Here is a 23667-nt window from a genome sequence, read left to right on the forward strand (position 1 = left end):
CGCGACTCGTGGCGCCACACGCGCCTTCCTTTTCCCTGCAGGCAATTAGTTGCCCTTGCAATTATTGCAAAGGCTACTAAAATGCCGCCGCATGACCCCCTCCCGCCCCACCGGTTCCCAGCTCGGCCTGCTCGTCCGCCAGGTACGCGACGCGATGCGCGAACGCTGGGAGCACGAGCTCATCGGGGCCGGCCACGACCTGAACTTCAGCCAGTTCCTGACGATCAAGAAGCTCGCCGACGGCGTCGCCGGTGCCACCGAGCTGGCGCGCATCGCCGAGCTCAGCGGCGGCGCGATGACCCGCCTGCTGGACCGGCTGCAGGAACGCGGCCTGGTCGAACGGGTCCCCGACCCCGACGACCGGCGCGCCCTGCGCATCCACCTGACCGCCGCCGGCCGCGCGATCGCCGCCGACATCGCCGAATGCGGCGAACGCGTCCGCGACGCCGCCCTCGCCGGCCTCGGCGTCGACCAGCAGCGGCAATTCGTCGCGCTGCTCGAACACGTCCGCGACAACCTTTCCTCCCGGGACGCCTGACATGTCCGCCCGCACCTTCGGTCGCCGCACGTCCGCGGCGACGATCGCCGCCTTCGTCACCCTGCTGACCGCGGGCTGCGCGAGCACCGGCGGCCTGGCCCCCGCCGCCACGCTGCACGACGCCGATGCCGCCGGCCTGCGCCGCAGCGTCGGAGACATCGTGTTGGCCGACGCCGGCTTTCCGGATCTCGCCTGGTGGCGCGGTTTCGCCGATCCCCAGCTCGACGCCCTCGTCGACGAGGCGCTGCGCGGCAGCCCTTCGCTGGCCGCCGCCGACGCCCGCCTGCGCCGGGCTCGCGCCCAGGCCGGTCTCGCCGACGCCGCGCGCCGCCCCGCCGCCAGCGCCAGCGGCCAGTACGCGCTGGCGCAGCTGCCGGGCTCGCTCGCCGGCGACGGGCCGATGCACAACGCCGTGCTGATGGTGAACTTCGCCTGGCCGCTGGACCTCTGGGGCGGGCACCGCGCCGATTACGCCGCCGCACTCGGTGAGGCCCGCGCGGTCGAGGTCGAGGCACAGGCGGCCAGGCTCGAACTCGCCGCTGCGGTCGTCCGTGCCTACGTCGGATTCGCGCAGGCTTGTGCGGCCGAAGACATCGCCGGCCGCGAACTCGCCCGCGCCGGGGAAGTGCGCCGGCTCGTGCAGCAGCGCGTCGATGCCGGCATCGACGGCAGCCGCGGGCTGCGCGATGCCGAGGCGACCGTCGCGGCGGTGCAGGCGCGCCATCACGCCACGCAGCAGCGCATCGAGAGCGCCCGCAACGCCATCGCCGCCCTGCTCGGCGCCGGTCCCGACCGCGGCCTTGCCCTGGAGCGGCCGCGCCTGCTCGCCGCCGCCCCGCCGGCGCTGCCCGCTTCCTTGCCGAGCGACCTGCTCGGCCGCCGGCCCGATGTGGTCGCCGCGCGCTGGCGCGCCGAGGCCGCGGCGCAGCGCATCCACGCGGCCGAGGCGAAATTCCGCCCGAACGTCGACTTCAGCGGTCTGATCGGGCTGGTCGGCGGCGATCCCGCCGCGCTGTTCGCCAGCGACGCCCTGCTCGGTTTCGGCGGCCCGGCGGTCACGCTGCCGGTATTCGAGGGGCGCCGCCTGCGTGGCGAGCTCGACGGCCGCGATGCCGACTACGACCTCGCGGTGGCGACCTACGACGGCCGCGTCGCGACCGCGCTGCAGCAAGTGGCGGACGCGGTGCAGGCCGTCGCGGCGCTGCAGGCCCAGGACGAAGCGCTGCGCCGTGCCCGCGACGCGGCGTCCGAGGCGCTGGCGCTGGCGGAAGCGCGCCAGCGCTCGGGCGTCGGCTCGCGCCTGGACGTGCTCGCCGCGCACCGGCCCCTGCTCGACCTCGAACAGCAGCTCGCGACCCTGCAGGCACAGCGCTATCTCGCCGCGGTCGACCTCGACCAGGCGCTCGGCGGTGGCCTCCGGTTCGCGACGCCGCCGGCCACGAACTCCCCCTGATTCCCGCCTGACGGCAGCGACCATGACCACCGAAATCACTCCGCATCCCGTCCCCGCGCCGGCGCCCGCCAGCAACGGCCGACGCCGGCGCGCCCTGCTGGGCGTGCTCGCCCTCGTCGTCGCCGGCATCGCCGGCTGGGGCGGCTGGTATCTGCTGCACGGCCGCTGGCATGTCGACACCGACGATGCCTACGTGCAGGGCAATGTCGTCGACGTCGTGCCGCAGACCGGCGGCACCGTCGTCGCGATCGCCGCCGAGGAAGGCGACCGCGTCGAGGCCGGCCAGGTGCTGGTCCAGCTCGACGCCGACGACGCCCGGGTCGCCTACGACCAGGCCGTCGCCGACCTCGCCGCCAGCGTGCGCCAGGTGCGCGGCTTCTTCAGCGCGGTGGATGCCGGCCAGGCCGAGCGCCGCGCGCGCGAGATCGCCGTGCGCCAGGCGAGGGAGGACGTGCGCCGCCGCGAGGACCTGGTCGCCAGCGGAGCGATTTCCGGCGAAGAGCTCGCGCATGCCCGCGAGCTCCTCGCGTCCGCCGAAGCGGCGCTGGCCGGAGCGGAAGGCGACCTGGCCCGCAGCCGCGCCCTCGTCGACGCGGTGACCCTGCGCGAGCATCCGCAGGTCGCGGCCGCCGCGGCGCGCGTCCGCCAGGCCTGGCTGGACCTGCAGCGCACGAAGATCGTCGCGCCGGTCTCGGGTCATGTCGCGCAGCGCCACGTGCAGCTCGGCCAGCGCGTGTCGGCCGGCACCGCGCTCGCCACCGTGGTGCCGCTGGAGCAGGTGTGGGTCGAGGCCAACTTCAAGGAGACCCAGCTCGCCGACATGCGTCTCGGGCAGCCGGTGCGCCTGCATGCCGACCTCTACGGTGGCGACGTCGAATACACCGGCCGGGTCGTCAGCCTGGGCATGGGCACCGGCGGCGCGTTCTCGCTGCTGCCGGCGCAGAACGCGTCCGGCAACTGGATCAAGATCGTGCAGCGGGTGCCGGTGCGCATCGAACTCGATCCCGCGTCGCTGGCCGAACACCCGCTGCGCCTGGGCCTGAGCATGCACGTCGACGTCGACGTGCACGATGCCAGCGGGCCGGTGCTGGCGGCGCCGCGCGCGGAAGCCGCCCCCCACCTCAGCACCGCCGCCTACGGCGGCCAGCTCGAGGCGGTGGACGCCGTGATCGCCGACATCATCGAACGCAACCTGCCGCCGGCGCACGGCTGACGGCGTCGGCGATGGCCTCTCCCACGCCTGCCACCGGCAAGCCGGCGGCGCCGTCGGCGCCCGCCGCGTTCCGGCCGCCGAGCCTGGCGCTCGCGACCGTCGGCCTCGCGCTGGCGTCGTTCATGCAGGTGCTCGACACCACGATCGCCAACGTCTCGCTGCCGACCATCTCGGGCACGCTCGGCGCAAGCGCCAACCAGGCCACCTGGGTCATCACCTCGTTCGCGGTCAGCAATGCGATCGCACTGCCGTTGACCGGCTTCCTGACCCGCCGTTTCGGCGAGACGAAGATCTTCATATGGGCGACGCTGGCCTTCGTGGTCGCCTCCTTCCTGTGCGGCATCGCCCAGAGCATGGGCATGCTCGTCGCGGCGCGCGCGCTGCAGGGCTTCGTCTGCGGGCCGATGTATCCGGTGACGCAGGCGCTGCTGCTGTCGATCTATCCAGCGAACAAGCGCGGCCAGGCGCTGGCGCTGCTGGCGATGGTGACCGTGGTGGCGCCGATCGCCGGGCCGATCCTCGGCGGCTGGATCACCGACAACTACAGCTGGGAATGGATCTTCTTCATCAACGTGCCGATCGGCGTGTTCGCCGCCTGGATCGTCGGCACGCAGTTGCGCGGGCGGCCCGAGCAGCCGCAGCGGCAGAAGATGGACTACATCGGCCTGGCGACCCTGGTGCTCGGCGTCGGCGCGCTGCAGATCGTGCTCGACCTCGGCAACGAGCACGACTGGTTCGCGTCGACGCAGATCGTGATCCTGTCGGTGATCGCGGTGGTGGCGCTGACGGTGTTCGTGATCTGGGAACTGACCGAAAAGGACCCGATCGTCGACCTGCGCCTGTTCCGCCACCGCAACTTCGCCGCCGGCACGCTGGCGATGGTCGTGGCCTACGCGGCCTTCTTCTCGATCAGCCTGATGGTGCCGCTGTGGCTGCAGCGCAATCTCGGCTACACGGCGATCTGGGCCGGTTTCGCGACCGCGCCGATCGGCGTGCTGCCGGTGCTGCTGGCGCCGGCGGTCGGCAAGTACGCGCACCGCGTCGACCTGCGCGTGCTCGCCAGCATCGCCTTCGTGGTGATGGCCTCGACCAGTTTCCTGCGCGCCGGCTTCAACCTCGACGTCGACTTCGCGCGCGTCGCCGAGCTGCAGCTGGTGCAGGGCCTCGGCGTGGCGCTGTTCTTCATGCCGATGCTGTCGATCCTGCTGTCGGACCTGGAACCGCACGAGATCGCCGCGGGTTCCGGACTGGCGACCTTCGTGCGCACGCTCGGCGGCAGCTTCGCGGCGTCGCTGACGACCTGGGCCTGGAACCAGCGCAGCACCGTGCACCACGCGCGCCTGACCGAGCACATCGGCGCCCACGATCCGTCGACGCAGGCGCTGCTGCTGCAGCTCGGCCAGGGCGACCTGCAGCGCGGGGCGATGGTCCTCGACCAGCAGATCGGCCAGCAGGCGGCGCAGCTCGGCTTCAACGAGATGTTCCACCTGCTCGGAATGATCTTCCTCGCGGTGATCGCCTTCGTCTGGATCGCGAAGCCGCCGTTCACCGCCAAGGGCGCGCGGCCGCCCGGCGGCGATCACTGACGGCGGCGCGCCTCAGCGGCCGGGGAAGCGCCCCGGGAAGCCGCTACCCATCATGCCCTTCATGCCGCGCAGCAGGCCCTTCATGCCGCCGCGCGAGAGCTTGCTCATCATCTGCTCCATCTGCTGGTACTGCTTCAGCAGGCGGTTGACGTCGGCCGGGGTGGTGCCGGAGCCGCGGGCGATGCGGGCGCGGCGCGAGCCATTGAGCAGGCCGGGATTGCGCCGCTCCTTCTTCGTCATCGAATCGATGATCGCGACCATCCGCGGCACTTCCTTGCCGGTGACCTGGTTCTTCACGTGCTCGGGCACCGAACCCATGCCCGGCAGCTTGTCCATGAGCCCGTGCAGGCCGCCCATGTTCTGCATCTGCACCAGCTGCTCGCGCATGTCCTCGAGATTGAACTTCTTGCCCTTGGCGACCTTCTCGGCGAGCTTCTTCGCCTTCTCCTGGTCGACCTGCGACTCCACCTGCTCGACCAGGCTGAGCACGTCGCCCATGTCGAGGATGCGGTTGGCGGCGCGGTCCGGGTGGAAGACGTCGAGGCCGTCGGGCTTCTCGCCGACGCCGACGAACTTGATCGGCTTGCCGGTGATGTGGCGCACGCTGAGCGCGGCGCCGCCGCGGGCGTCACCGTCGGTCTTGGTCAGCACGACGCCGGTCAGCGGCAGCGCGTCGGCGAAGGCCTTGGCGGTGTTGGCGGCGTCCTGGCCGGTCATCGCGTCGACGACGAACAGGGTCTCGGCCGGGTCGATCGCGGCATGCAGGGCCTGGATCTCGGCCATCATCGCCTCGTCGATCGCCAGGCGACCGGCGGTGTCGACGATCAGCACGTCCATGAAGGTCTTCTTCGCCTCGGCGATCGCCGCACGGACGATGTCGACCGGCTTCTGGCCGGCATCCGAGGGGAAGAAGGTGACGCCGACCTGGCCGGCGAGCGTGCGCAGCTGCTCGATCGCCGCCGGACGGTAGACGTCGGCGGACACCACCATCACCTTCTTCTTGCGCCGTTCCTTCAGGTGCTTGCCGAGCTTGCCGACGGTGGTGGTCTTGCCGGCACCCTGCAGGCCGGCCATCAGGATCACCGCCGGCGGCTGCACGTTGAGGTTCAGCTCGCTGGCGGCCGCGCCCATGACCTCGGCGAGTTCGTCGCGGACGATCTTGATCAGGGCCTGGCCCGGCGTCAGCGAGGTCAGCACTTCCTGGCCGACCGCGCGCGCCTTGATGCGCTCGATCAGGGCCGAGACCACCGGCAGCGCGACATCGGCCTCGAGCAGCGCGATGCGCACCTCGCGGGTGGCCTCGCGGATGTTGTCCTCGGTCAGGCGGCCATGGCCGCGCAGGCGCTGGAGGGTGCCGGTCAGGCGCTGGGTCAGCGACTCGAACATGGGATTCCGGGGTGCAGCGGTAGGGCCGCGAAGTATAGCGCCGCGGCGTGAGCGGCCCGTGCCAGCCGGCGCGTGCGGGTCGAGAACGGTTCGCAGCGTGTGCGAAACTCGCCGCATGTCCGTCGCCCTCGTCCTGTCCCTGCTCGCCGCCCTGCTCTACGCCACCGCCAGCCCGCAGCTGGCCGGCGCGATCGCGGCCGCGGCGTCGTCGCCGGCCGGTTCCCGTCGCTGGCTGCCGCTGGCGCTGGCCGCGATCGGCCTGCACGTGGCCGTGCACGCGCTGGCCTGGCAGCGGCTCGGCGGCCCGGACCTGCACTTCTTCGCGGCGCTGTCGCTGGTCGGGCTCGGCATGGCCGCGCTGACGACGGCCTTCGGTCCGGGGCAGCGGATCGAAGCGCTCGGCATCCTCGTGTTCCCGCTGGCGGCGGTCTCGCTGGTCGCCTATGCCGCCAGCGGCGGCGGCCGCGCCCAGGGCGCGCTCGGCTGGCCGCTGCAGCTGCACGCGCTGCTCGCCCTGCTCGCCTACGCGACGCTGGCGGTGGCGGCGCTGGTGGCACTGATGCTGTGGTTCCAGCACCGGGCGTTGCGCCGGCGCAATCTCGGCGGCTGGCTGCGCCTGCTGCCGCCGCTGACCCAGACCGAGACCCTGCTGTTCCGCAGCCTCGGCGTCGGCTTCGTGCTGCTGAGCCTGACCCTGCTGACCGGCGTCGTCTTCGTCGCCGACCTGTTCGCCCAGGACCTCGGCCACAAGACGGTGTTGTCGATCCTGTCCTGGATCGTGCTCGCGGTGCTGCTGTTCGGGCGCCGGCGCTGGGGCTGGCGTGGGCCGCGCGCGGTGAAGCTGACCCTGGTGGCGATGGCCCTGCTGCTGCTCGCCTTCTTCGGCAGCAAGTTCGTCTACGAACTGGTGTTGCACCGCCTGTAGGCGGGCTCAGCAGGCGGCCGGGGGCGCCGGCGGCAGCGATCCGAAGGCGCCGATCGGCCGTTCCGCCGCCGGCGCCGGATCCACCGGCGCCCAGGTGTCGAAGTCGAGTTCGAGCTGGCGGGCACGCTGCAGCTCTTCGGGCGTCAGCGCGTGTTCGAGCTGCTCGATCTGCTGCGAGATGTCCGACACCAGCGTGCGCGCCCGGTGCGCGTCGACGCCGCTCGCGGCGGCCAGCGCGCGCCGGTAGAGCGCCAGCGAGCGGGCGCCGTCGCTGCCCATCACCTGCGCGAGCAGGCCGCGCCAGTCGTCGCGCAGCGGCGAATGCGCCGCCGCCAGCAGCAGCGTCGCCTCGAGATCGCCGTCGCGCGCCAGCGCCTGCAGCATCGGCCCGGCCTCGCGGCGGTAATCGGGGATCGCGGCAGCGTTCTCGACGATGTCGGCCCAGGAGAACACGCGGCCACCGGCGTACTGGCGGATCGCGGTCGGATCGCCGAGCCGCGCCGCCGTCCGCCAGCGTTCCAGGCGCGCGGTCACCGGCGTTTCCGGAACACCGGCGCAATGGCGCTCCATCTCGGCGAGCACGCCTTCCCGCCGCGCCAGTTCGGCCTCGAACGCGGCGGCGAAGTCGCGGGCGGCCGCGGCGTTCTCGCCGACGCGGGCGAGTTCGAGCGCCTGCCGGCGTTCGGCCAGCCAGCGGTCGTGCTGGTGTTGCGCGACCGGGAGTGCGGCGCAGCGTTCGAGTTCGGCCGCCAGCCGACAGGCGGCGCGGGGATGGCCCTGCCTTGCCAGGGACTCCAGCGTCGGCAGCGTGCTGGCGAGCGGGGTGTCGAGCGGCGGCAGGCTCGCCATCGCGACCTCCGGCGCGAGCGCCGGCCGCCGTTCGGCGGATTCTGCAGCCGGAGGCGATGCCGGCGCCGACGGCCCTTCCGCGGCGACCGGCGGCGTGTCGCCACCGGTCGCCCACCCACCCCACCAGACGAGCGCGGCGAGCGCCGCGGCCACGGCGGCCGCGAGCGCCGGACCGACCTGCCGGCGGGTCACGTCAGAGGATCCGCAGCGTGCGCGGCCGGCCTTCGAACAGCACGGAGATGTTCTGGTTGGCCGCGTCCAGGCAATCACCCGGTTCGATGCTTTCGGGACGGAACACCTGCAGCGAAACGCGCACGTTCTCGCCACTGCAGGCCGCCGAGGCGGCCGTGAGGCGGCCGGTACCGACGAAGTCGTTCACTTCCGAAACGCGCTCGGCGTCCAGCGCCACGCCGTCGACCGAGAGCGCGACCAGCCGCGACGCGTAATCGCCGGGCCCCTTCGCGTCGAGCGCATACGTGACCTCGATGCGCACGTCCGGACCGTGCCCGGGCGTGCACTGGAACACGTCGGTCGTCGCCCGGCTCGCCGGCAGGAAGTTCTGCAGCATCACGTCGTCGCCGGCGGCGGCAGGCGCCGCCAGCAGGGCCGCGACGAGCGCGGCGGAAAGGCAATGGAGGATCTTCATCGGCGGACGGCTCACGGGCAGGGGGTGGCGACGAGGTTCGTCGGGACCTTGTCCCCGGGCGTCACGCCATAGCCCTGGGGAGTCCGACGCGGCTCGTAGGCAGCGCGGTTATTGTAGTCGAACTCGCGCAGCGCCCCGTCGGTGCCGACGACGTAGAGCTGCAGCACGTTGGGGTTCGCACCGTGCGCGACCATCTCGGCGGCGGTGTTCCAGTCGCCCACCGAAGGATTCAGGTTGATCTGCAGTTCCTGCGGGCTCGTGTTGTACACGTTGTACGGATGGTTGTGGACGATCCCGACGATGCTCGATGCGGTCACGCCGAGCTGGGAGAGGCTGAAGGTCACCGACGTCGCGGTGCCCGGCACCAGCGCGGTCATCCGCAGCGCACCGCCGGCGTCGCGGTAGATCAGTGCGCCGTATTCGCGGTTGCGGTAGTCGGGGCGCGACTTGATGTCGGTCGACGCCGATACCGCGAGGGCGTCGGTATGCGTGTTCGCGACCGCCGGATCGGTGGAGCGGCAGGCGGGCGTCGCCGGACCGGTGCCGCCGCCGCTGCCGGGGGCGCTGAAGTCGTAGTCGAAGCCGGCACCGGGGTTGGCGGTGCAGCTGACCCCGTCCACTTCCCAGGCACTGCCGATGTATTCGCCGTTGCTGAAGTAGTCGTAGAGCGAGTAGTTGTTGGAACAGGTCTGGCCACCGATGTCGACCGACTGCGCGGCGGCATCGAGTGACGTCGCGAACATCGCCGCGACCGCGAGCAGCATCGTGCTGCGAAGGTTTGCGCGCTTCATTGCATCTCCCCGTTGTTGAAGGCGCGCGGAGTATAGGGAGATGGAAAACGCCGACTTCGCGATCGTGCGCGCGGCATCGCTCAAGGACGCTTACATCGGCGCGATGCGGGCGTGGAATTCCCGCCACCGCCACGAAGGGCGTCAGTGATTCGCTACCAGTTTCGCGACGTCACGAAGACGCGCTTCAGCCGCCTTCGGCGGCCGCATCGAGCGCTTCGGACAGACGCTCGACCGCGATCACCTCGAGGTCCTTGTAGGCGCCTTTCTTCGGGGCGTTCGCGCGCGGCACGATCGCGCGGCGGAAGCCGTGCGTCGCCGCTTCCTTCAGGCGCTCCTCGCCGTTGGGCACCGGGCGGATCTCGCCGGAGAGGCCGACCTCGCCGAAGGCGACGGTCTTCTCGGCGAGCGGCCGGTCGCGCAGCGAGGACAGCACGGCCAGCAGCACCGGCAGGTCGGCCGCGGTTTCCTGCACGCGGATGCCGCCGACGACGTTGACGAACACGTCCTGGTCGCCGGTGACGACTCCGCCGTGCCGGTGCAGCACCGCCAGCAGCATCGCCAGCCGGTTCTGCTCGAGGCCGAGCGCGACCCGGCGCGGATTCGACAGGGACGAATCGTCGACCAGGGCCTGCACCTCGACCAGCAGCGGCCGCGTGCCCTCGCGGGTCACCATCACCGCGCTGCCGGGCTGGGCGGTGCTGGCGCCGGAGAGGAAGATCGCCGAGGGATTCGGCACCTCGCGCAGGCCCTTGTCGCCCATCGCGAACACGCCGAGTTCGTTGACCGCGCCGAAGCGGTTCTTGAACGCGCGCAGCACGCGGAAGCGTGAGCCGGACTCGCCCTCGAAATACAGCACCGCGTCGACCATGTGCTCGAGCACGCGTGGACCGGCGATGCCGCCCTCCTTGGTCACGTGGCCGACGAGGAAGACCGAGGTGCCGGTCTCCTTCGCGTAGCGCACCAGCTTCGCGGCGCTCTCGCGCACCTGGCTGACCGAGCCCGGGGCGGCGGTCAGCAGTTCGCTCCACAGGGTCTGGATGGAGTCGGCGACCAGCAGCCGCGGCGTCGGCTTCGCGGCCGCCGCCAGCGCCAGGATCGATTCGATGCCGGTCTCGGCCAGCGCATGCAGGTTGTCCAGCGGCAGGCCGAGGCGCTGCGCGCGGCCGGCGACCTGGGCCAGCGATTCCTCGCCGGTGACGTAGAGCGCCGGCACCTGCGCCGCCATCGCCGCCAGCGCCTGCAGCAGGAGCGTCGACTTGCCGATGCCCGGGTCGCCGCCGACCAGCACCACCGAGCCGGCGACCAGGCCGCCGCCGAGCACGCGGTCGAGTTCGCCGATGGTCGTCGACAGCCGCACCTCGGCGTCCTGGCTGACGTCCTTCAGCGCGGTGACCCCGGCGGCTTGCGGACGCCCGGCCCAGCCGGCGTGGCGGGCCGGGGCGGCGGCCTTGCCCGGACCGGCCGGCTCGACCACGAACTCGCTCATCGTGTTCCACGCGCCGCATTCGCCGCACTGGCCCTGCCACTTGTTCGAGGAGGCGCCGCAGTCGCTGCAGACGTAGGCGGTTCGGGCCTTGGCCATCGGTTCCGGGGTCCTTGGTCGGGGAAGTGAATTTAGCCCGCCGGCGGTCTCAGGCCCTGAGCCGGCGTCGGCACAGGCTGTCGGCATTCGCCTCTGGCGGACGTCAGGAATACCACATATATTTGTGCCATGACAGCCCTCACCGCCCGCCAGCAGGCCATCCTCGACTTCGTCACCGCCCAGGTCGCGCGCCACGGGCTGCCGCCGACCCTGGCCGAGATCGCCCGCGAGTTCGGCTTCTCGCAGCCGCGCTCGGCCCAGGCCCACCTGCAGGCGCTGGAGGCCAAGGGGGTGCTGAGCCTGCTGCCCGGCAAGTCGCGCGGCATCGTGCTGCGCGACGCACCGGCGCCGGCGAATGGGCTGGCCCTGCCGGTGCTCGGCCGGGTCGCCGCCGGCGAGCCGATCGGCGACGCCGAGTTCGAGGGCCACCTGCTGCTCGACCGCGCCCTGTTCTTCCCGCGCCCCGATTACCTGCTGCGGGTGAAGGGCGATTCGATGCGCGACGACGGCATCTTCGACGGCGACCTGATCGCCGTGCACCGCACCCCCGACGCCCAGGACAACCAGATCGTCGTCGCCCGCCTCGACGGCGAACTGACGGTGAAGCGGCTCAAGCGCCGCCGCGACCGCATCACCCTGCTGCCGCGCAATCCCGAGCACGCACCGATCGAGGTCCCGGCCGGCAGCGTGTTCGCGATCGAGGGCGTGTACTGCGGCCTGCTGCGGCGGGGTTAGGCATGAACGCCGTGGTGTCCCTCGAACCGCTGCTGGCCAGTCGCCAGCTCTGGCGCGGCCAGGTGTCGGCGAACGCGCCGGCGCGGCTGCCGACCGGCTTCGCCGCACTCGACGCGGTGCTGCCCGGCGGCGGCTGGCCGGAGGCGGCGTTGAGCGAACTGCTGCCGGACCTCGACGGCCTCGGCGAACTGTCCCTGCTGCTGCCGGCGCTGGTGCGGCTGACGGCGGCCGGGCGCGAGATCGTCTGGGTCGACCCGCCCTACCGCCCCTGCCTGCCGGCGCTGCTGCGGGCCGGCCTCGATCCGACCCGGCTGCACCTGGTCGACAGCGGCGGCGAGACCGCCTGGGCGCTGGAGCAGTGCCTGCGCAGCCAGGCCTGCGGCGCCGTCGTCGGCTGGCTGCCACGTGCCGACGACCGCTGCCTGCGCCGCCTGCAGGTCGCCGCCGAAACCGGCCAGGCGCCCGGCTTCCTGTTCCGTCCGCCGACCGCCGTTCGGCAGCCCTCGCCGGCGGCGCTGCGGCTGCAGGTCGCGGCGGGCGGGCGGGTGCGGGTGGTGAAGTGCCGGGGGGGGCGGGCGGGCGACGAGATTCGAGTAACGAGTGGAGAGGAACGAGTAACGAGTGAGGGCGCGCGCGGCGCGGCCACTCATCACTCGCGCGCCGCGCGCCGCGCCGAAGGCGCGACTCGTTTCCCGTTCCTCGTTTCTCGTTTCTCGCCGGCCGGGGAAACCACCGGAATCAGCGCCCTTTTCCCGCTCGCGAGGCCGGCCGAAGGCGGGGTGTCCCATGCGGGAAAAGGGATCTGACCCCGGCCAGCTCTGGGCTGCCCTGCACCTGCCGCACCGCAGCCTCGACGCGGCGCTGCGCCGGCAGGCGGATCCGGCGGCGCCGCTGGTGCTGGCGGCCGGGCCGCCGCAGCGGCGACGGGTGGTGCTGGCGAATGCCGGCGCACGTGCGGCCGGGGTCGCACCGGGGCAGGCGCTGGCGGCGGCGACGGCGCTGTGTCCGGGCCTGGTCGTGGTGCCCTGGGACGCCGCCGAAGCCGAGCGCCTGCTCGGACTGGTCGCCGCCTGGGCCTACCGCTATTCCGGCCAGGTCTGCAGCGACGGCGCCGACACCGTCTGGCTCGAGGTCGGCGGCTCGATGGGCCTGTTCGGCCCCTGGCCCCGCTTCGAGCGCCTGCTGCGCGCCGACCTGCACGAACTGCAGCTCGCGCACACCCTGGCGGTGGCACCGACGCCGCTGGCGGCGCAGGCCCTCGCCCGCGCCCACGATGGCCTGGCGGTCGGCGACCACGAAACGATGCGGCGCGCCCTCGCCGCGCTGCCGCTGGCGCTGGCGCCCTTCGACACCGCCAGCCGCGAGGCCCTCGCCGGCATGGGCGTGCGCCGGCTGCGGCAGCTGTTCGCGCTGCCGCGGGCCGGCCTGCAGCGCCGTTTCGGCGCCGGCTTCCTCGAGGTCCTCGACCGCCTGACCGGCGACGCCCCCGACCTGCGCAGCTACTGGCAGCCGCCGGACGTGTTCGCCGCCCGCTTCGAGTTCGACGACGAGATCCACTACAGCACCGGCCTGCTGTTCCCGCTGCGCCGCCTGCTCGCCGACCTCGCGGTCTTCCTCGCCGGCCGCGATGGCGGCGTCGCCCGCTTCAGCCTGGTGTTCGAACACGATCTGCGGCCGCCGAGCGAGCTGAGCGTCGGCCTGGTCGAACCGGAACGCGAGCCGGCGCGGCTGTTCGAGCTGGCGAAGCTGGCGCTGGAACGGCAGGCGGTGGCGGCGCCGGTGCGCGCGCTCGGCCTGCGCGCCGACGAGCTGCCGGCCTTCGTGCCGGCCAGCCGCGACCTGTTCGAACAGCGCCCGGCCAGCGCGCTCGACTGGCCGGCACTGCAGGCGCGGCTGCAGGCGCGGCTCGGTGCGGCGGCAGTCATGCGGCTGGAACTGGCGCCCGACCATCGCCCGGAACGGGCACAGCGCCCCGCCTCCCCCGCGCCCTCGACCCGCCACCCCGCCCTGCCCGACCCGGCGACGCTGCCGCCGCGCCCGACCTGGCTGCTGCCGCGACCGATCCCGCTGCGTGGACCGTCGCCGCGGGTGCTGGCCGGACCGGAGCGCATCGAGAGCGGCTGGTGGGACGACGGCGACGTGCGCCGCGACTACTACGTGGTCGAAACCGCCAGCGGGCAGCGCGCCTGGGCCTTCCGCGCCGCCGGCGATCGCGACGGTCCCTTCCTGCTGCACGGCTGGTTCGCGTGAGCGCCGCGCTTCCGCCGCCGCCGCGTCCGGCGGCGCCGTCGGCGTCGCTGCCCGGTTACGCCGAACTGCATTGCCTGAGCAGTTTCAGCTTCGGCCGTGGCGCCTCCAGCGCGCGCGAGCTGTTCGAGCGTGCGCGGCAGCAGGGCTATACGGCACTGGCGATCACCGACGAATGCACGCTCGCCGGCATCGTGCGCGCCTGGGAATCGGCGAAGCAGACCGGAGTGAAACTGATCACCGGCGCCGAGTTCACCCTCGACGACGGCCTGCGCTGCGTGCTGCTGGTCGAGGACCTCACCGGTTACCGCAACCTCGGCCGGCTGATCACCCGCGGCCGCCGGCGCAGCGAGAAGGGAAACTACCGGATCGACCGTGGCGATTTCGCCGCCGATGCAGGCGATGGCGGCGACGCCGGTGGCCGCCGAGACGGTGACGACGGCGACCCGTGCGCCGGCCTGCTCGCCCTGTGGCTGCCCGGTGCCGAACCCGAACCGGAGCAGGCACGCTGGCTGCAGCAGCATTTCCCCGACCGCTGCTGGCTGGCGGTGGAACTGCACCGCGGTCCCGACGACGACGCCCGCCTGGCGCAGCTGCTGGCGCTCGCGGAAGAACTGGCGATGCCGCCGGTCGCCGCCGGCGACGTGCACATGCACGTGCGCGGCCGGCGCGCGCTGCAGGACGTGCTGAGCGCGACCCGCCACCACGTGACCGTCGCCGAGGCCGGAGCGCTGCTGTTCCCGAACGGCGAACGCCATCTGCGCACGCGCCGCGCGCTGGCGGCGATCCATCCGCCGGCACTGCTCGCGGAGACGCTGCGCATCGCCGAACGCTGCCGCTTCGACCTCGGCAGCCTGAAGTACGACTACCCGCGCGAGCTGGTACCGGCCGGACACACGCTGCGCAGCTGGCTGCGCCGGCTCAGCTTCCGCGGCCTGCGCCGGCGCTGGCCCGATGGCGTGCGCGCCGATGTCGTGCGCCAGGTGCGCGCCGAGTTGCGGCTGATCGCGGAGCTGCAGTACGAGGCCTTCTTCCTGACCGTCGAGGACATCGTCCGCTTCGCCCGCGAGCAGGGCATCCTCTGCCAGGGCCGCGGCTCGGCGGCCAATTCGGCGGTCTGCTACGCGCTGCACATCACCGAGGTCGACCCGACCCATACCCGCCTGCTGTTCGGCCGCTTCCTGTCGAAGGAGCGCGACGAGCCGCCGGACATCGACGTCGACTTCGAGCACGAGCGGCGTGAGGAAGTGATCCAGTACGTCTACCGAAAATACGGCCGCGAACGCGCGGCGCTGGCGGCGACGGTGATCTGCTACCGCGGCAGGAGCGCGGTGCGCGACGTCGCGAAGGCGCTCGGGCTGCCGCCGGATCAGGTCGACGAGCTGGCGCGTTCGCTGAGCTGGTGGGACGACCTCGACGACGCCGCCACACGCGTGCGCGAACGCGGCTTCGATCCCGAGTCGCCGCCGATCCGCCGGGTGCTGGCCCTGGCCGCGGAACTGGTCGGCATGCCACGCCACCTGAGCCAGCACGTCGGCGGCTTCGTGATCTCCGACGCGCCGCTGTCGCGGCTGGTGCCGCTGCAGAACGCGGCGATGCCCGAACGCACGATCATCGAATGGGACAAGGACGACCTGGAATCGCTGGGCCTGCTGAAGGTGGACTGCCTCGCGCTCGGCATGCTGACCGCGGTGCGCAAATGCCTGCAGCTGCTGCGCGACACGCATGCGCTCGAACTCACGCCGTCGGCGATCCTGCTCGCGCAGGACGACGCGCCGGAACGCGCGGCGGCGGCGAAGCAGGCGACCTACGCGATGATCCGCGCCGCCGACACCGTCGGCGTGTTCCAGATCGAGTCGCGGGCGCAGATGGCGATGCTGCCGCGGCTGCAGCCACGCGATTTCTACGACCTGGTGATCCAGGTGGCGATCGTGCGTCCCGGGCCGATCCAGGGCGACATGGTGCATCCCTATCTCGCGCGCCGGCAGGGCAAGGAAGCGGTCGACTATCCGAAGGACGAACTGCGGCCGGTGCTGGAGCGCACGCTCGGCATTCCGCTGTTCCAGGAACAGGTGATGGAGCTGACGATGGTCGCCGGTGGCTTCACTGCCGGCGAGGCCGATGCGGTGCGCCGTGGCATGGCGGCCTGGAAGCGCCGCGGCGGCCTCGGCGAGTTCCGCGACAAGCTCTTCGCCGGCATGCAGGCGCGCGGTTACGAGCGCGCCTTCGCCGAACGCATCTATTCGCAGATCGAGGGCTTCGCCGATTACGGCTTCCCGGAATCGCATGCGGCGAGCTTCGCGCTGCTGACCTACGTCAGCGCCTGGCTGAAGTGCCGCTTCCCGGCCGCCTTCGCCTGCGCACTGCTGAACGCGCAGCCGCTGGGTTTCTACAGTCCCTCGCAGATCGTGCAGGACGTGCGCCGGCACGGGGTCGGCGTGCGTCCGGTCGATGTGCGGCACAGCTTCTGGGACAACACGCTGGAAGCGGTGGCGGTGGGCGAACGCGGCGCGCGGGCACGGCCGCCGGGCCAGGACCCGCGCGATGCGCGGACGCTGCTGCGGCTGGGCATGCGCCAGGTCGCCGGGCTCGCGCAGGCGGTCGCCGAACGCATCGTCGCGGCGCGGGCGGCGCAGGCCTTCGCCGGCGTCGAGGATCTGTGCCGGCGGGCGCAGCTCGATGCGCGTTCGCGCACCCTGCTCGCCGAGGCCGGGGCGCTGCAGGGGCTCGCCGGGCACCGGCATCGCGCGGCCTGGGCGGTGGCCGGTGTCGAGAAGCAGACGGATCTGTTCGCCGGCTCGCCGGAAGAGGACGCGGTGACGCTGCCGGTCCCGGCGGTCGGCGAGGATGTGCTCGCCGATTACGCGCGCACCGGGCTGTCGCTCGGGCCGCATCCGCTGCGCCTGCTGCGGCCGCGGCTGCGTGCGCGCCGCTACCGCGCCTCCTGCGAACTTGAGAACACGCGCCACGGCAGCGCGGTGCGCTTCGCCGGCCTGGTCACCGGGCGGCAGCGGCCGCAGACCGCCAGCGGCGTCACCTTCGTCACCCTCGAGGACGAGCACGGCATGGTCAATGTCGTCGTCTGGCATGCCCTCGGCGAACGCCAGCGGCGGGTGCTGGTCGAATCGACGCTGATGGGGGTCGAGGGACGCTGGGAAACCGTCGACGGCGTCCGCCACCTGATCGCCACCCGCCTGCTCGACGAAAGCGCCCTCGCCGGCGGCCTGCACGCCCCCTCCCGCGACTTCCGCTGAGCGCTTCGCAACTGGGGTTAACAACTGGGTTAACAACTGGGGTCAGATTCCTTCGTTAAGACGGCCGCAGACACTCGGGTTCCCGAGCCGCCCCCCCGTCTTAACGAAGGAATCTGACCCCAGTTGTTAACCCCGGCGGTCAACCCGCGGTTTGCAGGTCGTGGCGGTCGACGACCCCGAAGCCCGCTCCCGCCCGGAAATCGAAGCGTTCGACCACCACCCGCCCGTCGCCGTGGGTCGTGATCAGGTTCAGCGAATTGCCGACCTGCATGCGCACGCGCGACGACACCGCGGTGCCGGCCGACACCGCCCACGCCGACCGCCGCAGCTGCGGGAAGGAGGCCGACAGCGGCCGCACGAAGGGCCAGTGGATGTGGCCACCGAGCACGAGGTCGGCGCCCGCCTCGACCCAGGCCGGCACCGCCCGCTCGCGCCCGCGCAGCAGGTTCTTCGGATCGCGCTCCGGCGGCAGGTCGACGGGTTGGTGGGTCACGACGATCCGCACCTGCTCGGGCCGCGCCGCCCGCAGCCGCGCCGCCACCGCCGCGACCTGCGCCGCCGACACCTCGCCATGCTTGTGCCGGTAGCGGCGTGTCGTGTTGACGCCGATCACCAGCACGTCGTCGAGGTCGAGCTCCGGCGCGAAGTCGGCCCCGAAGCGGCGCACGAAGCCGCGGTACGGCGCGAACGCGCGGGTGAACACGTCGAACAGCGGGATGTCGTGGTTGCCCGGCAGCACCAGCCAGCGCGGCACCGCCAGCCGCTCGCAGAAACGCAGCGCCGCCGCGAACTGCCGCCGGCGCGCGCGCTGGGTCAGGTCGCCGGACAGCACCAGCACGTCCGGCCGCCGCTGCTGCGCCAGTGCGACCACCGCCTCGACCACTTCCGGCTGCTCGGTGCCGAAGTGGGTGTCGGACACGTGCAGCAGCAGGCTCATTCCGGCGCCACCCGGTCCGCCGGGGCCGGCAGCAGCAGGCGCAGCGGCCGTGGCGACACGTCGAAGACCAGCGGCGCCTCCATGTGCAGGATCTCGCCGTCCAGCGCCAGCTTGCAGCGACGCGGCCCCCGCGGCACGACGGTGAGCCGGCGGAAGGCGAAGGTCTCGATGTTCTCCGCGTCGCCGAGGCGTCCGAGCGCCCCGCGCAGCGCCAGCCACAGCAGCGACCACCAGCCGCAGGGCTTCACCAGCACGCCGGTCAGCTCGTGGTCGCGCTGCGGATCGGCGTCTTCGATGCCGACCATGTCGAGCTGCAGCCGGTTGTTGCCGACGAACAGCGAGGGCGTGCGCACGCGCCGCGAACCGCCCTCGCCCTCGATATCGAGTTCCAGCAGCACCCGTTCCCGCAGCAGGGTCACCAGGCCGGAGAAATAGGCGACGGCGCGGTGGCGCCCGAAACGCTGTTTGTCGTCCTCGCGGCGCTCGAGCAGCTCGGGATAGAGACCGAGGCTGGCATTGACCAGGAAGGGCCGGCCATTGACGCGGCCGACCTGCACCGGCGCCGGCTGCGCCCGCAGCAGCGCCCGCGCCGACTCCGCGGCTTCGAGCGGAATGCCGTGCTCGCGCCCGAACAGGTTGAAGGTGCCTTGCGGCAGCACCGCGTAAGGCAGGTCGTCGGCGAGCGCACGCCGCGCGACCGCGTTCAGGGTGCCGTCGCCACCGGCGGCGACCAGCACCCCGTTCGACGCCTGCACCTGCCGGGCCGCGTCGGCGACCGTGGCCTCGATGCCCGCCGGATCGGTGATTTCGACGAAGGCGTGCCGGCGGCCGGCAGCGTCGAGCACGCCGGCGATCGCCCGCCGCGCCTCGTCGGCGTCGCCGTGGCCGGAACCGGCATTGATCACGATGACGAAAGGCGCGTCCGCCGCCGGCGGCGCGCTCCGGGTGCGAGCGTCCATCGCGGCACTGTGGCGGCGGTGGTGTCAGCGGCGGATCAAGGTGGCCGCACCCTGGGTGCCCGGCGCCGGAAAAGCGAAGCCCCGCCGGAGCGGGGCTTCGTGACCTGGTGCCGGAAACAGGAGTCGAACCTGCGACCTACGCATTACGAATGCGCCGCTCTACCAACTGAGCTATTCCGGCGTGGGCCGCGGATTCTACGGGGAGGGTGCGGGGCGGGTCAATTTGGAGCGTGCGCATCGCGCCTGAAGGCGCTCCTACAGCAGGCATCGCTCAGTCCACGAGGGCGATGCGGAGTTCCTTGGGGAGGGCGAAGACGACGTTTTCCGGCTCGCCTTCCAGCGACTCGACGCGGGCGGCGCCGAGCTCGCGCAGGCGGCTGATGACGCCTTCGACCAGCACCTCGGGGGCCGAGGCGCCGGCGGTGACGCCGACCCGTTGCGCGCCGGCGACCCAGGTCGGGTCGATGTGTTCGGCGCCGTCGACGAGGTAGGCGCGGGCACCCATCTTCTCGGCGACGTCGCGCAGGCGGTTGGAGTTCGAGCTGTTCACCGAGCCGACGACCAGCACCACGTCGCAGCGCTGCGCCAGCTGGCGTACCGCGTCCTGGCGGTTCTGGGTGGCGTAGCAGATGTCGTCGTGGCGCGGGCCCTGGATGTTGGGGAAGCGCGCCTGCAGCGCCGCGATGATCTCGCGGGTGTCGTCGACGCTCAGCGTGGTCTGGGTCGTGTACGCGAGGTTGTCCGGCTGCGTCGGCTGCAGGTGGGCGACACCGGCGACGTCCTCGACCAGGTGGATGTGGTTGTCGCCGTGCTCGCGCCGCCACTGCCCCATCGTGCCCTCGACCTCGGGGTGGCCGGCATGGCCGATCAGCACGACGTCACGGCCGGCGCGGCAATGCCGGGCGACCTCGATGTGCACCTTGGTCACCAGCGGACAGGTCGCGTCGAACACCTTCAGCCCGCGCCGCTCGGCCTCGGCGCGCACGGCCTGCGAGACGCCGTGGGCGCTGAAGATCACCGTCGCGCCGGCCGGCACCTCGTCCAGTTCCTCGACGAAGATCGCGCCGCGCTGGCGCAGGTCCTCGACGACGAAGCGGTTGTGCACGACCTCGTGGCGCACGTAGATCGGCGCGCCGAGCTGTTCGATCGCGCGCTTGACGATCTCGATCGCGCGGTCGACACCGGCGCAGAAACCACGGGGATTGGCGAGCAGGACGTCCATGGCCGCGATCATCCTCCTTTCGCCGCGCCGCTGTCGGCGCGGAAGCTGAACAGCACCAGCAGGATCGCGCCGACGACGATCGCGCTGTCGGCGACGTTGAAGGCCGGCCAGTGGTGCTCGCCGATGTACCAGTCGACGAAGTCGACGACCTTGCCGATGCGCACGCGGTCGATGAGGTTGCCGAGCGCACCGGAGATCACCAGCGCCAGCGGCAGCGCGGTGCGCCAGTCACCACGCGGCGTGACCCGCAGCCACAGCGACAGCGCGACGCTGATCGCGACCGCGAGGCCGCCGAACAGCCAGATCTGGGCGCCACCGGCGTCCGCGAGCATCCCGAACGAGGCGCCGGGGTTGAAGTGCAGCGTCCAGTTCCAGAAACCGTCGATCACCGGAATGCGCTCGCCGGGCGCGAGGTGCTTCAGCGCCAGCAGCTTCGTCCACTGGTCGATACCGATCAGCAGCGCCGACAGCAGCAGCCAGGCCAGCGCGTCGGGCCGCGGCGGCGCCTGCAGCGCGGCGCGGAAACGGGCGAAATCGCCGCGCAGGCCGCCCTGTCCGGTCGCCGCCATCAGAACCACCGCCGGTTTTCGCCGGCCCCGGCGACGTTGCTCACACAGCGGCCGCACAGGCCCGGATCATCGGCGTGACTGCCGACGTCGGCGACGTAGTGCCAGCAGCGCACGCACTTGCCGTGCGTGGTCGACACCGCGTGGATCCACGGCGTTTCCACCGGCGCGCCGTCGGTCGGTTTCAGCGTGAAGCGCGAGGTGATGAAGAAGAACTTCAGCTCGTCGGCGACGGGCGCCAGCCGCGCCTGCTGTTCCGGCGGCAGCAGCACCTCGACCTCGGCCTCGAGCGAGGCGCCGATGGCGCCGTCGGCGCGCATCGGCTCGAGCACGCGGGCGACCGCCTCGCGCAGTTCGAGCAGCTTCGCGAAGTCGTCGGCCGACAGCACCGCGTCGGCCGGCAGCGGCGCCAGGCCGTCGTACCAGGTCGACAGCAGCACGTGTTCGTCGCGTTCACCCGGCAGGTGCTGCCAGATCTCCTGCGCGGTGAAGACGAGGATCGGCGCGATCCAGCGCACGAAGGCCTCGGCGATGCGGAACATCGCGCTCTGCGCCGAGCGCCGGCCGCGACTGTCGACCGGCATCGTGTACAGCCGGTCCTTGGTCACGTCGAGGTAGATCGCGCCGAGGTCGTTGGTGCAGAAGTTCTGCACCGCGGCGATCACCGCGGCGAAGTCGTAGCGCTCGTAGGCCTCGGCGATCTGCGCCTGCAGCGCATGCGCACGATGCACCGCCCACTGGTCGAGCAGCAGCAGTTCGCCGTTCGCCAGCAGGTGCCGCGCCGGATCGAAGCCGGCGAGGTTGCCGAGCAGGAAGCGCGCGGTGTTGCGGATGCGGCGGTAGTTGTCGGCGCTGCGCTTCAGGATCGCGTCGCTGCACGACATCTCCATCGTGTAGTCGGTGCTGGCGATCCACAGGCGCAGCACGTCGGCGCCGAGCGCGTCGATGACCTTCTGCGGCTCGACCACGTTGCCGAGCGACTTCGACATCTTGCGGCCGTTCTCGTCGACGACGAAGCCGTGCGTCAGCACCGCCCTGTACGGCGCGGCGCCGTCCATCGCGACGCCGGTCAGCAGCGAGCTGTGGAACCAGCCGCGATGCTGGTCGCTGCCCTCGAGGTACAGGTCGGCCGGCTTGCCGATGCCGCGGGCGGCGAGCACCGCCTCGTGGGTGACGCCGGAATCGAACCAGACGTCGAGGATGTCGGTGACCTTCTCGTAGTCGGCCGCCTCGGCGCCGAGCAGCTCGGCGGCATCGAGCGCGTACCAGGCATCGGCACCGGCCTCGGCGACGCGGTCGGCGACCGCACGCATCAGCTCGACGCTGCGCGGATGCGGCTCGCCGCTCACCTTGTGGATGAACAGCGCGATCGGCACGCCCCAGGTGCGCTGGCGACTGATGCACCAGTCGGGACGGCCTTCGATCATGCCGGTGATGCGCGCCTCGCCCCAGCCCGGCACCCACTGCACGCCGCGGATCGCGTCGAGCGCGTCGCGACGCAGGTTCGCCTGCTCCATCGAGATGAACCACTGCGGCGTGGCGCGGAAAGCCACCGGCGACTTGTGCCGCCAGCAGTGCGGGTAGCTGTGCTGCAGCTTGCCGGCCGCCAGCAACACGCCGCGCTCGGCCAGCAGCTGCACGATCGTGCCGTTCGCCTTCCAGATGAACTGGCCCGCGAAGAGCGGCGTGCCCGGCAGGTAGACGCCGTTGCCGCCGACCGGGTTCAGTTCCGGCGTCGAGTACTTCCCGAGCAGGCCGTACTTCAGGCCGACCTGGTAGTCCTCCTGGCCGTGGCCGGGGGCGGTGTGCACGGCGCCGGTACCGGCATCGGTGGTCACGTGCTCGCCGAGGATCACCGGGATCACCCGCTCGTAGAACGGATGCGCCAGCGCGACGTGCTCGAGCCCGGCGCCGGCCGTGCGGCCGAGTTCGACGACTTCGCCGACGCCGTAGCGCTGCAGCGCCGCTTCCGCGAGGTCGGCGGCGAGCACCAGCAGCTGGCGGCGGTCGCCGCGGGCCGGGCCTTCCACGAGCACGTAGTCGATCCCGGCGCCGAGGGTGACCGCCAGGCTGGCCGGCAGCGTCCACGGCGTCGTCGTCCAGATCGGGATCGCGACGATCGTCGCCTCGTCTACCTGCACGCCGAACTTCGACGCCAGCGCCTTCGGGTCGCGCGCGTCGTAGGCGACGTCGACCATCGGCGATTGCTTGTCGGCGTATTCGATCTCGGCCTCGGCCAGCGCCGAGCCGCAGTCGAAGCACCAGTGCACCGGCTTGACGCCGCGGCTCAGGTGGCCACGCTCGACGATCTTCGCCAGCGACCGCAGCATGTCCGCCTCGAAGGCGAAGTCCATCGTGCGGTAGGGATGGTCCCAGTCGCCGGTGACGCCGAGGCGCTGGAAGTCGCGCGACTGCCCGGCGATCTGCTCGCCGGCGTATTCGCGGCATTTCGCGCGGAACTGCGCGGCGTCGAGCCTGTCGCCGACCTTGCCGAACTTCTTCTCGACGACGAGCTCGATCGGCAGGCCGTGGCAGTCCCAGCCCGGCACGTAGCTGGCGTCGTAGCCGGCCAGCAGGCGCGACTTCACGACGACGTCCTTCAGCACCTTGTTCACCGCGTGGCCGATGTGGATCGCGCCGTTGGCATACGGCGGGCCATCGTGCAGCACGAACGGCGGCCGGCCGGCGGCCTTCGCGCGGATGCGCGCGTACAGGCCGTCGTCGCGCCACTGCGCGAGCATCGCCGGCTCCCGCTTCGGCAGGTCGCCGCGCATCGGG

Annotated in this window: 18 protein-coding genes, 1 tRNA gene and 1 pseudogene; 9 read left to right on the top strand and 11 right to left on the bottom strand. The window is 72.2% G+C overall.

The annotated features are described in order from the left end of the window. Window positions 1-91 precede the first annotated feature (91 nt). From K311_RS0113630 to K311_RS0113645, 4 genes are read left to right on the top strand one after another with little or no spacing between them, the layout of a single operon-like run. The gene (locus tag K311_RS0113630) at window positions 92-538 is read left to right on the top strand and encodes a MarR family winged helix-turn-helix transcriptional regulator (protein ID WP_026817752.1); all 447 of its coding nucleotides are present in this window, start codon (window positions 92-94) and stop codon (window positions 536-538) included. Window position 539: 1 nt separating this feature from the next. Beyond that, window positions 540-1991 carry an efflux transporter outer membrane subunit gene (locus K311_RS0113635; RefSeq protein ID WP_026817753.1) on the top strand — a complete coding sequence of 484 codons (1452 nt, stop codon included), beginning with the start codon at window positions 540-542 and terminating at the stop codon, window positions 1989-1991. Between the two features lie 22 nt (window positions 1992-2013). Continuing rightward, window positions 2014-3204, top strand: a complete 1191-nt coding sequence (locus K311_RS0113640; RefSeq protein ID WP_051240177.1) for an HlyD/EmrA/EmrK family protein — start codon at window positions 2014-2016, stop codon at window positions 3202-3204. Between the two features lie 11 nt (window positions 3205-3215). Then, window positions 3216-4790 carry a DHA2 family efflux MFS transporter permease subunit gene (locus K311_RS0113645; protein ID WP_026817755.1) on the top strand — a complete coding sequence of 525 codons (1575 nt, stop codon included), beginning with the start codon at window positions 3216-3218 and terminating at the stop codon, window positions 4788-4790. Between the two features lie 12 nt (window positions 4791-4802). On the opposite strand, the gene ffh is transcribed toward K311_RS0113645, so the two are convergent. Continuing rightward, window positions 4803-6176, bottom strand: coding sequence for a signal recognition particle protein (gene ffh / locus K311_RS0113650; RefSeq protein WP_026817756.1), 1374 nt, complete (start codon window positions 6174-6176; stop codon window positions 4803-4805). 115 nt (window positions 6177-6291) lie between these two features. Between ffh and K311_RS0113655 the strand changes: the two genes are divergently transcribed. Next, complete coding sequence (locus K311_RS0113655; RefSeq protein ID WP_026817757.1) at window positions 6292-7101, top strand: cytochrome C assembly family protein; 810 nt, start codon at window positions 6292-6294, stop codon at window positions 7099-7101. Between the two features lie 6 nt (window positions 7102-7107). Here the strand turns inward: K311_RS0113655 and K311_RS0113660 are convergent, their stop codons facing one another. The 4 genes from K311_RS0113660 to radA all read right to left on the bottom strand — a co-directional run bounded on the left by K311_RS0113660 (window position 7108) and on the right by radA (window position 10969). Beyond that, the gene (locus K311_RS0113660; RefSeq protein ID WP_026817758.1) at window positions 7108-8142 is read right to left on the bottom strand and encodes a hypothetical protein; all 1035 of its coding nucleotides are present in this window, start codon (window positions 8140-8142) and stop codon (window positions 7108-7110) included. Between the two features lies 1 nt (window position 8143). Next, window positions 8144-8596, bottom strand: a complete 453-nt coding sequence (locus K311_RS0113665; RefSeq protein ID WP_154659587.1) for a hypothetical protein — start codon at window positions 8594-8596, stop codon at window positions 8144-8146. Window positions 8597-8607: 11 nt separating this feature from the next. Next, window positions 8608-9387: a DUF4329 domain-containing protein gene (locus K311_RS0113670; RefSeq protein ID WP_043797336.1), complete on the bottom strand. Its 780-nt coding sequence runs from the start codon at window positions 9385-9387 to the stop codon at window positions 8608-8610. A 184-nt stretch (window positions 9388-9571) separates the two neighbouring features. Continuing rightward, the gene (gene radA, locus K311_RS0113680; protein WP_026817761.1) at window positions 9572-10969 is read right to left on the bottom strand and encodes a DNA repair protein RadA; all 1398 of its coding nucleotides are present in this window, start codon (window positions 10967-10969) and stop codon (window positions 9572-9574) included. Between the two features lie 129 nt (window positions 10970-11098). On the opposite strand from radA, the gene lexA reads away from it, so the two are divergent. From lexA to K311_RS0113700, 4 genes and pseudogenes are all read left to right on the top strand, one after another. Then, on the top strand, window positions 11099-11704 hold the full coding sequence (lexA, locus tag K311_RS0113685) for a transcriptional repressor LexA (protein WP_026817762.1): 606 nt from the start codon (window positions 11099-11101) through the stop codon (window positions 11702-11704). A gap of 2 nt (window positions 11705-11706) precedes the next feature. Beyond that, window positions 11707-12276: pseudogene (gene imuA, locus K311_RS17100) on the top strand (translesion DNA synthesis-associated protein ImuA); the annotation flags it as partial. A 214-nt stretch (window positions 12277-12490) separates the two neighbouring features. Beyond that, window positions 12491-13954: a Y-family DNA polymerase gene (locus K311_RS0113695; RefSeq protein WP_026817763.1), complete on the top strand. Its 1464-nt coding sequence runs from the start codon at window positions 12491-12493 to the stop codon at window positions 13952-13954. Next, window positions 13951-17205: an error-prone DNA polymerase gene (locus tag K311_RS0113700; RefSeq protein WP_425476587.1), complete on the top strand. Its 3255-nt coding sequence runs from the start codon at window positions 13951-13953 to the stop codon at window positions 17203-17205. Before K311_RS0113695 ends, K311_RS0113700 begins: the two co-directional genes overlap by 4 nt. 139 nt (window positions 17206-17344) lie before the next feature. Here the strand turns inward: K311_RS0113700 and K311_RS0113705 are convergent, their stop codons facing one another. From K311_RS0113705 to ileS, 6 genes are all read right to left on the bottom strand, one after another. After that, window positions 17345-18142 (bottom strand): metallophosphoesterase family protein, encoded by a 798-nt coding sequence (locus K311_RS0113705; RefSeq protein WP_026817765.1) that lies wholly within the window; start codon window positions 18140-18142, stop codon window positions 17345-17347. Continuing rightward, window positions 18139-19101 carry a diacylglycerol/lipid kinase family protein gene (locus tag K311_RS17105; protein ID WP_043797334.1) on the bottom strand — a complete coding sequence of 321 codons (963 nt, stop codon included), beginning with the start codon at window positions 19099-19101 and terminating at the stop codon, window positions 18139-18141. The genes K311_RS0113705 and K311_RS17105 overlap by 4 nt, the downstream gene beginning before the upstream one ends. A 105-nt stretch (window positions 19102-19206) precedes the next feature. After that, window positions 19207-19282, bottom strand: a tRNA-Thr gene (locus tag K311_RS0113715). A 90-nt stretch (window positions 19283-19372) separates the two neighbouring features. Then, the gene (gene ispH / locus K311_RS0113720) at window positions 19373-20323 is read right to left on the bottom strand and encodes a 4-hydroxy-3-methylbut-2-enyl diphosphate reductase (RefSeq protein ID WP_026817766.1); all 951 of its coding nucleotides are present in this window, start codon (window positions 20321-20323) and stop codon (window positions 19373-19375) included. Between the two features lie 8 nt (window positions 20324-20331). Next, window positions 20332-20835, bottom strand: a complete 504-nt coding sequence (lspA, locus tag K311_RS17110; protein ID WP_051240215.1) for a signal peptidase II — start codon at window positions 20833-20835, stop codon at window positions 20332-20334. 56 nt (window positions 20836-20891) lie between these two features. Further along, window positions 20892-23663 (bottom strand): isoleucine--tRNA ligase, encoded by a 2772-nt coding sequence (gene ileS / locus K311_RS0113730; RefSeq protein ID WP_051240216.1) that lies wholly within the window; start codon window positions 23661-23663, stop codon window positions 20892-20894. Window positions 23664-23667: the final 4 nt, after the last annotated feature.

This window comes from Arenimonas composti TR7-09 = DSM 18010, assembly GCF_000426365.1.
Taxonomy (GTDB): domain Bacteria; phylum Pseudomonadota; class Gammaproteobacteria; order Xanthomonadales; family Xanthomonadaceae; genus Arenimonas; species Arenimonas composti.

Bases quoted from the DNA above. Each gene is read 5' to 3' on its own strand.
- lexA (WP_026817762.1), top strand. From the start codon at position 11,099: ATGACAGCCCTCACCGCCCGCCAGCAGGCCATCCTCGACTTCGTCACC.
- K311_RS0113635 (WP_026817753.1), top strand. From the start codon at position 540: ATGTCCGCCCGCACCTTCGGTCGCCGCACGTCCGCGGCGACGATCGCC.
- K311_RS0113695 (WP_026817763.1), top strand. From the start codon at position 12,491: ATGCGGGAAAAGGGATCTGACCCCGGCCAGCTCTGGGCTGCCCTGCAC.
- K311_RS0113640 (WP_051240177.1), top strand. From the start codon at position 2,014: ATGACCACCGAAATCACTCCGCATCCCGTCCCCGCGCCGGCGCCCGCC.
- K311_RS17105 (WP_043797334.1), bottom strand. From the start codon at position 19,101: ATGGACGCTCGCACCCGGAGCGCGCCGCCGGCGGCGGACGCGCCTTTC.
- K311_RS0113665 (WP_154659587.1), bottom strand. From the start codon at position 8,596: ATGAAGATCCTCCATTGCCTTTCCGCCGCGCTCGTCGCGGCCCTGCTG.
- K311_RS0113705 (WP_026817765.1), bottom strand. From the start codon at position 18,142: ATGAGCCTGCTGCTGCACGTGTCCGACACCCACTTCGGCACCGAGCAG.
- ileS (WP_051240216.1), bottom strand. From the start codon at position 23,663: ATGCGCGGCGACCTGCCGAAGCGGGAGCCGGCGATGCTCGCGCAGTGG.
- K311_RS0113630 (WP_026817752.1), top strand. From the start codon at position 92: ATGACCCCCTCCCGCCCCACCGGTTCCCAGCTCGGCCTGCTCGTCCGC.
- ispH (WP_026817766.1), bottom strand. From the start codon at position 20,323: ATGGACGTCCTGCTCGCCAATCCCCGTGGTTTCTGCGCCGGTGTCGAC.
- K311_RS0113645 (WP_026817755.1), top strand. From the start codon at position 3,216: ATGGCCTCTCCCACGCCTGCCACCGGCAAGCCGGCGGCGCCGTCGGCG.
- radA (WP_026817761.1), bottom strand. From the start codon at position 10,969: ATGGCCAAGGCCCGAACCGCCTACGTCTGCAGCGACTGCGGCGCCTCC.
- K311_RS0113655 (WP_026817757.1), top strand. From the start codon at position 6,292: ATGTCCGTCGCCCTCGTCCTGTCCCTGCTCGCCGCCCTGCTCTACGCC.
- ffh (WP_026817756.1), bottom strand. From the start codon at position 6,176: ATGTTCGAGTCGCTGACCCAGCGCCTGACCGGCACCCTCCAGCGCCTG.
- K311_RS0113670 (WP_043797336.1), bottom strand. From the start codon at position 9,387: ATGAAGCGCGCAAACCTTCGCAGCACGATGCTGCTCGCGGTCGCGGCG.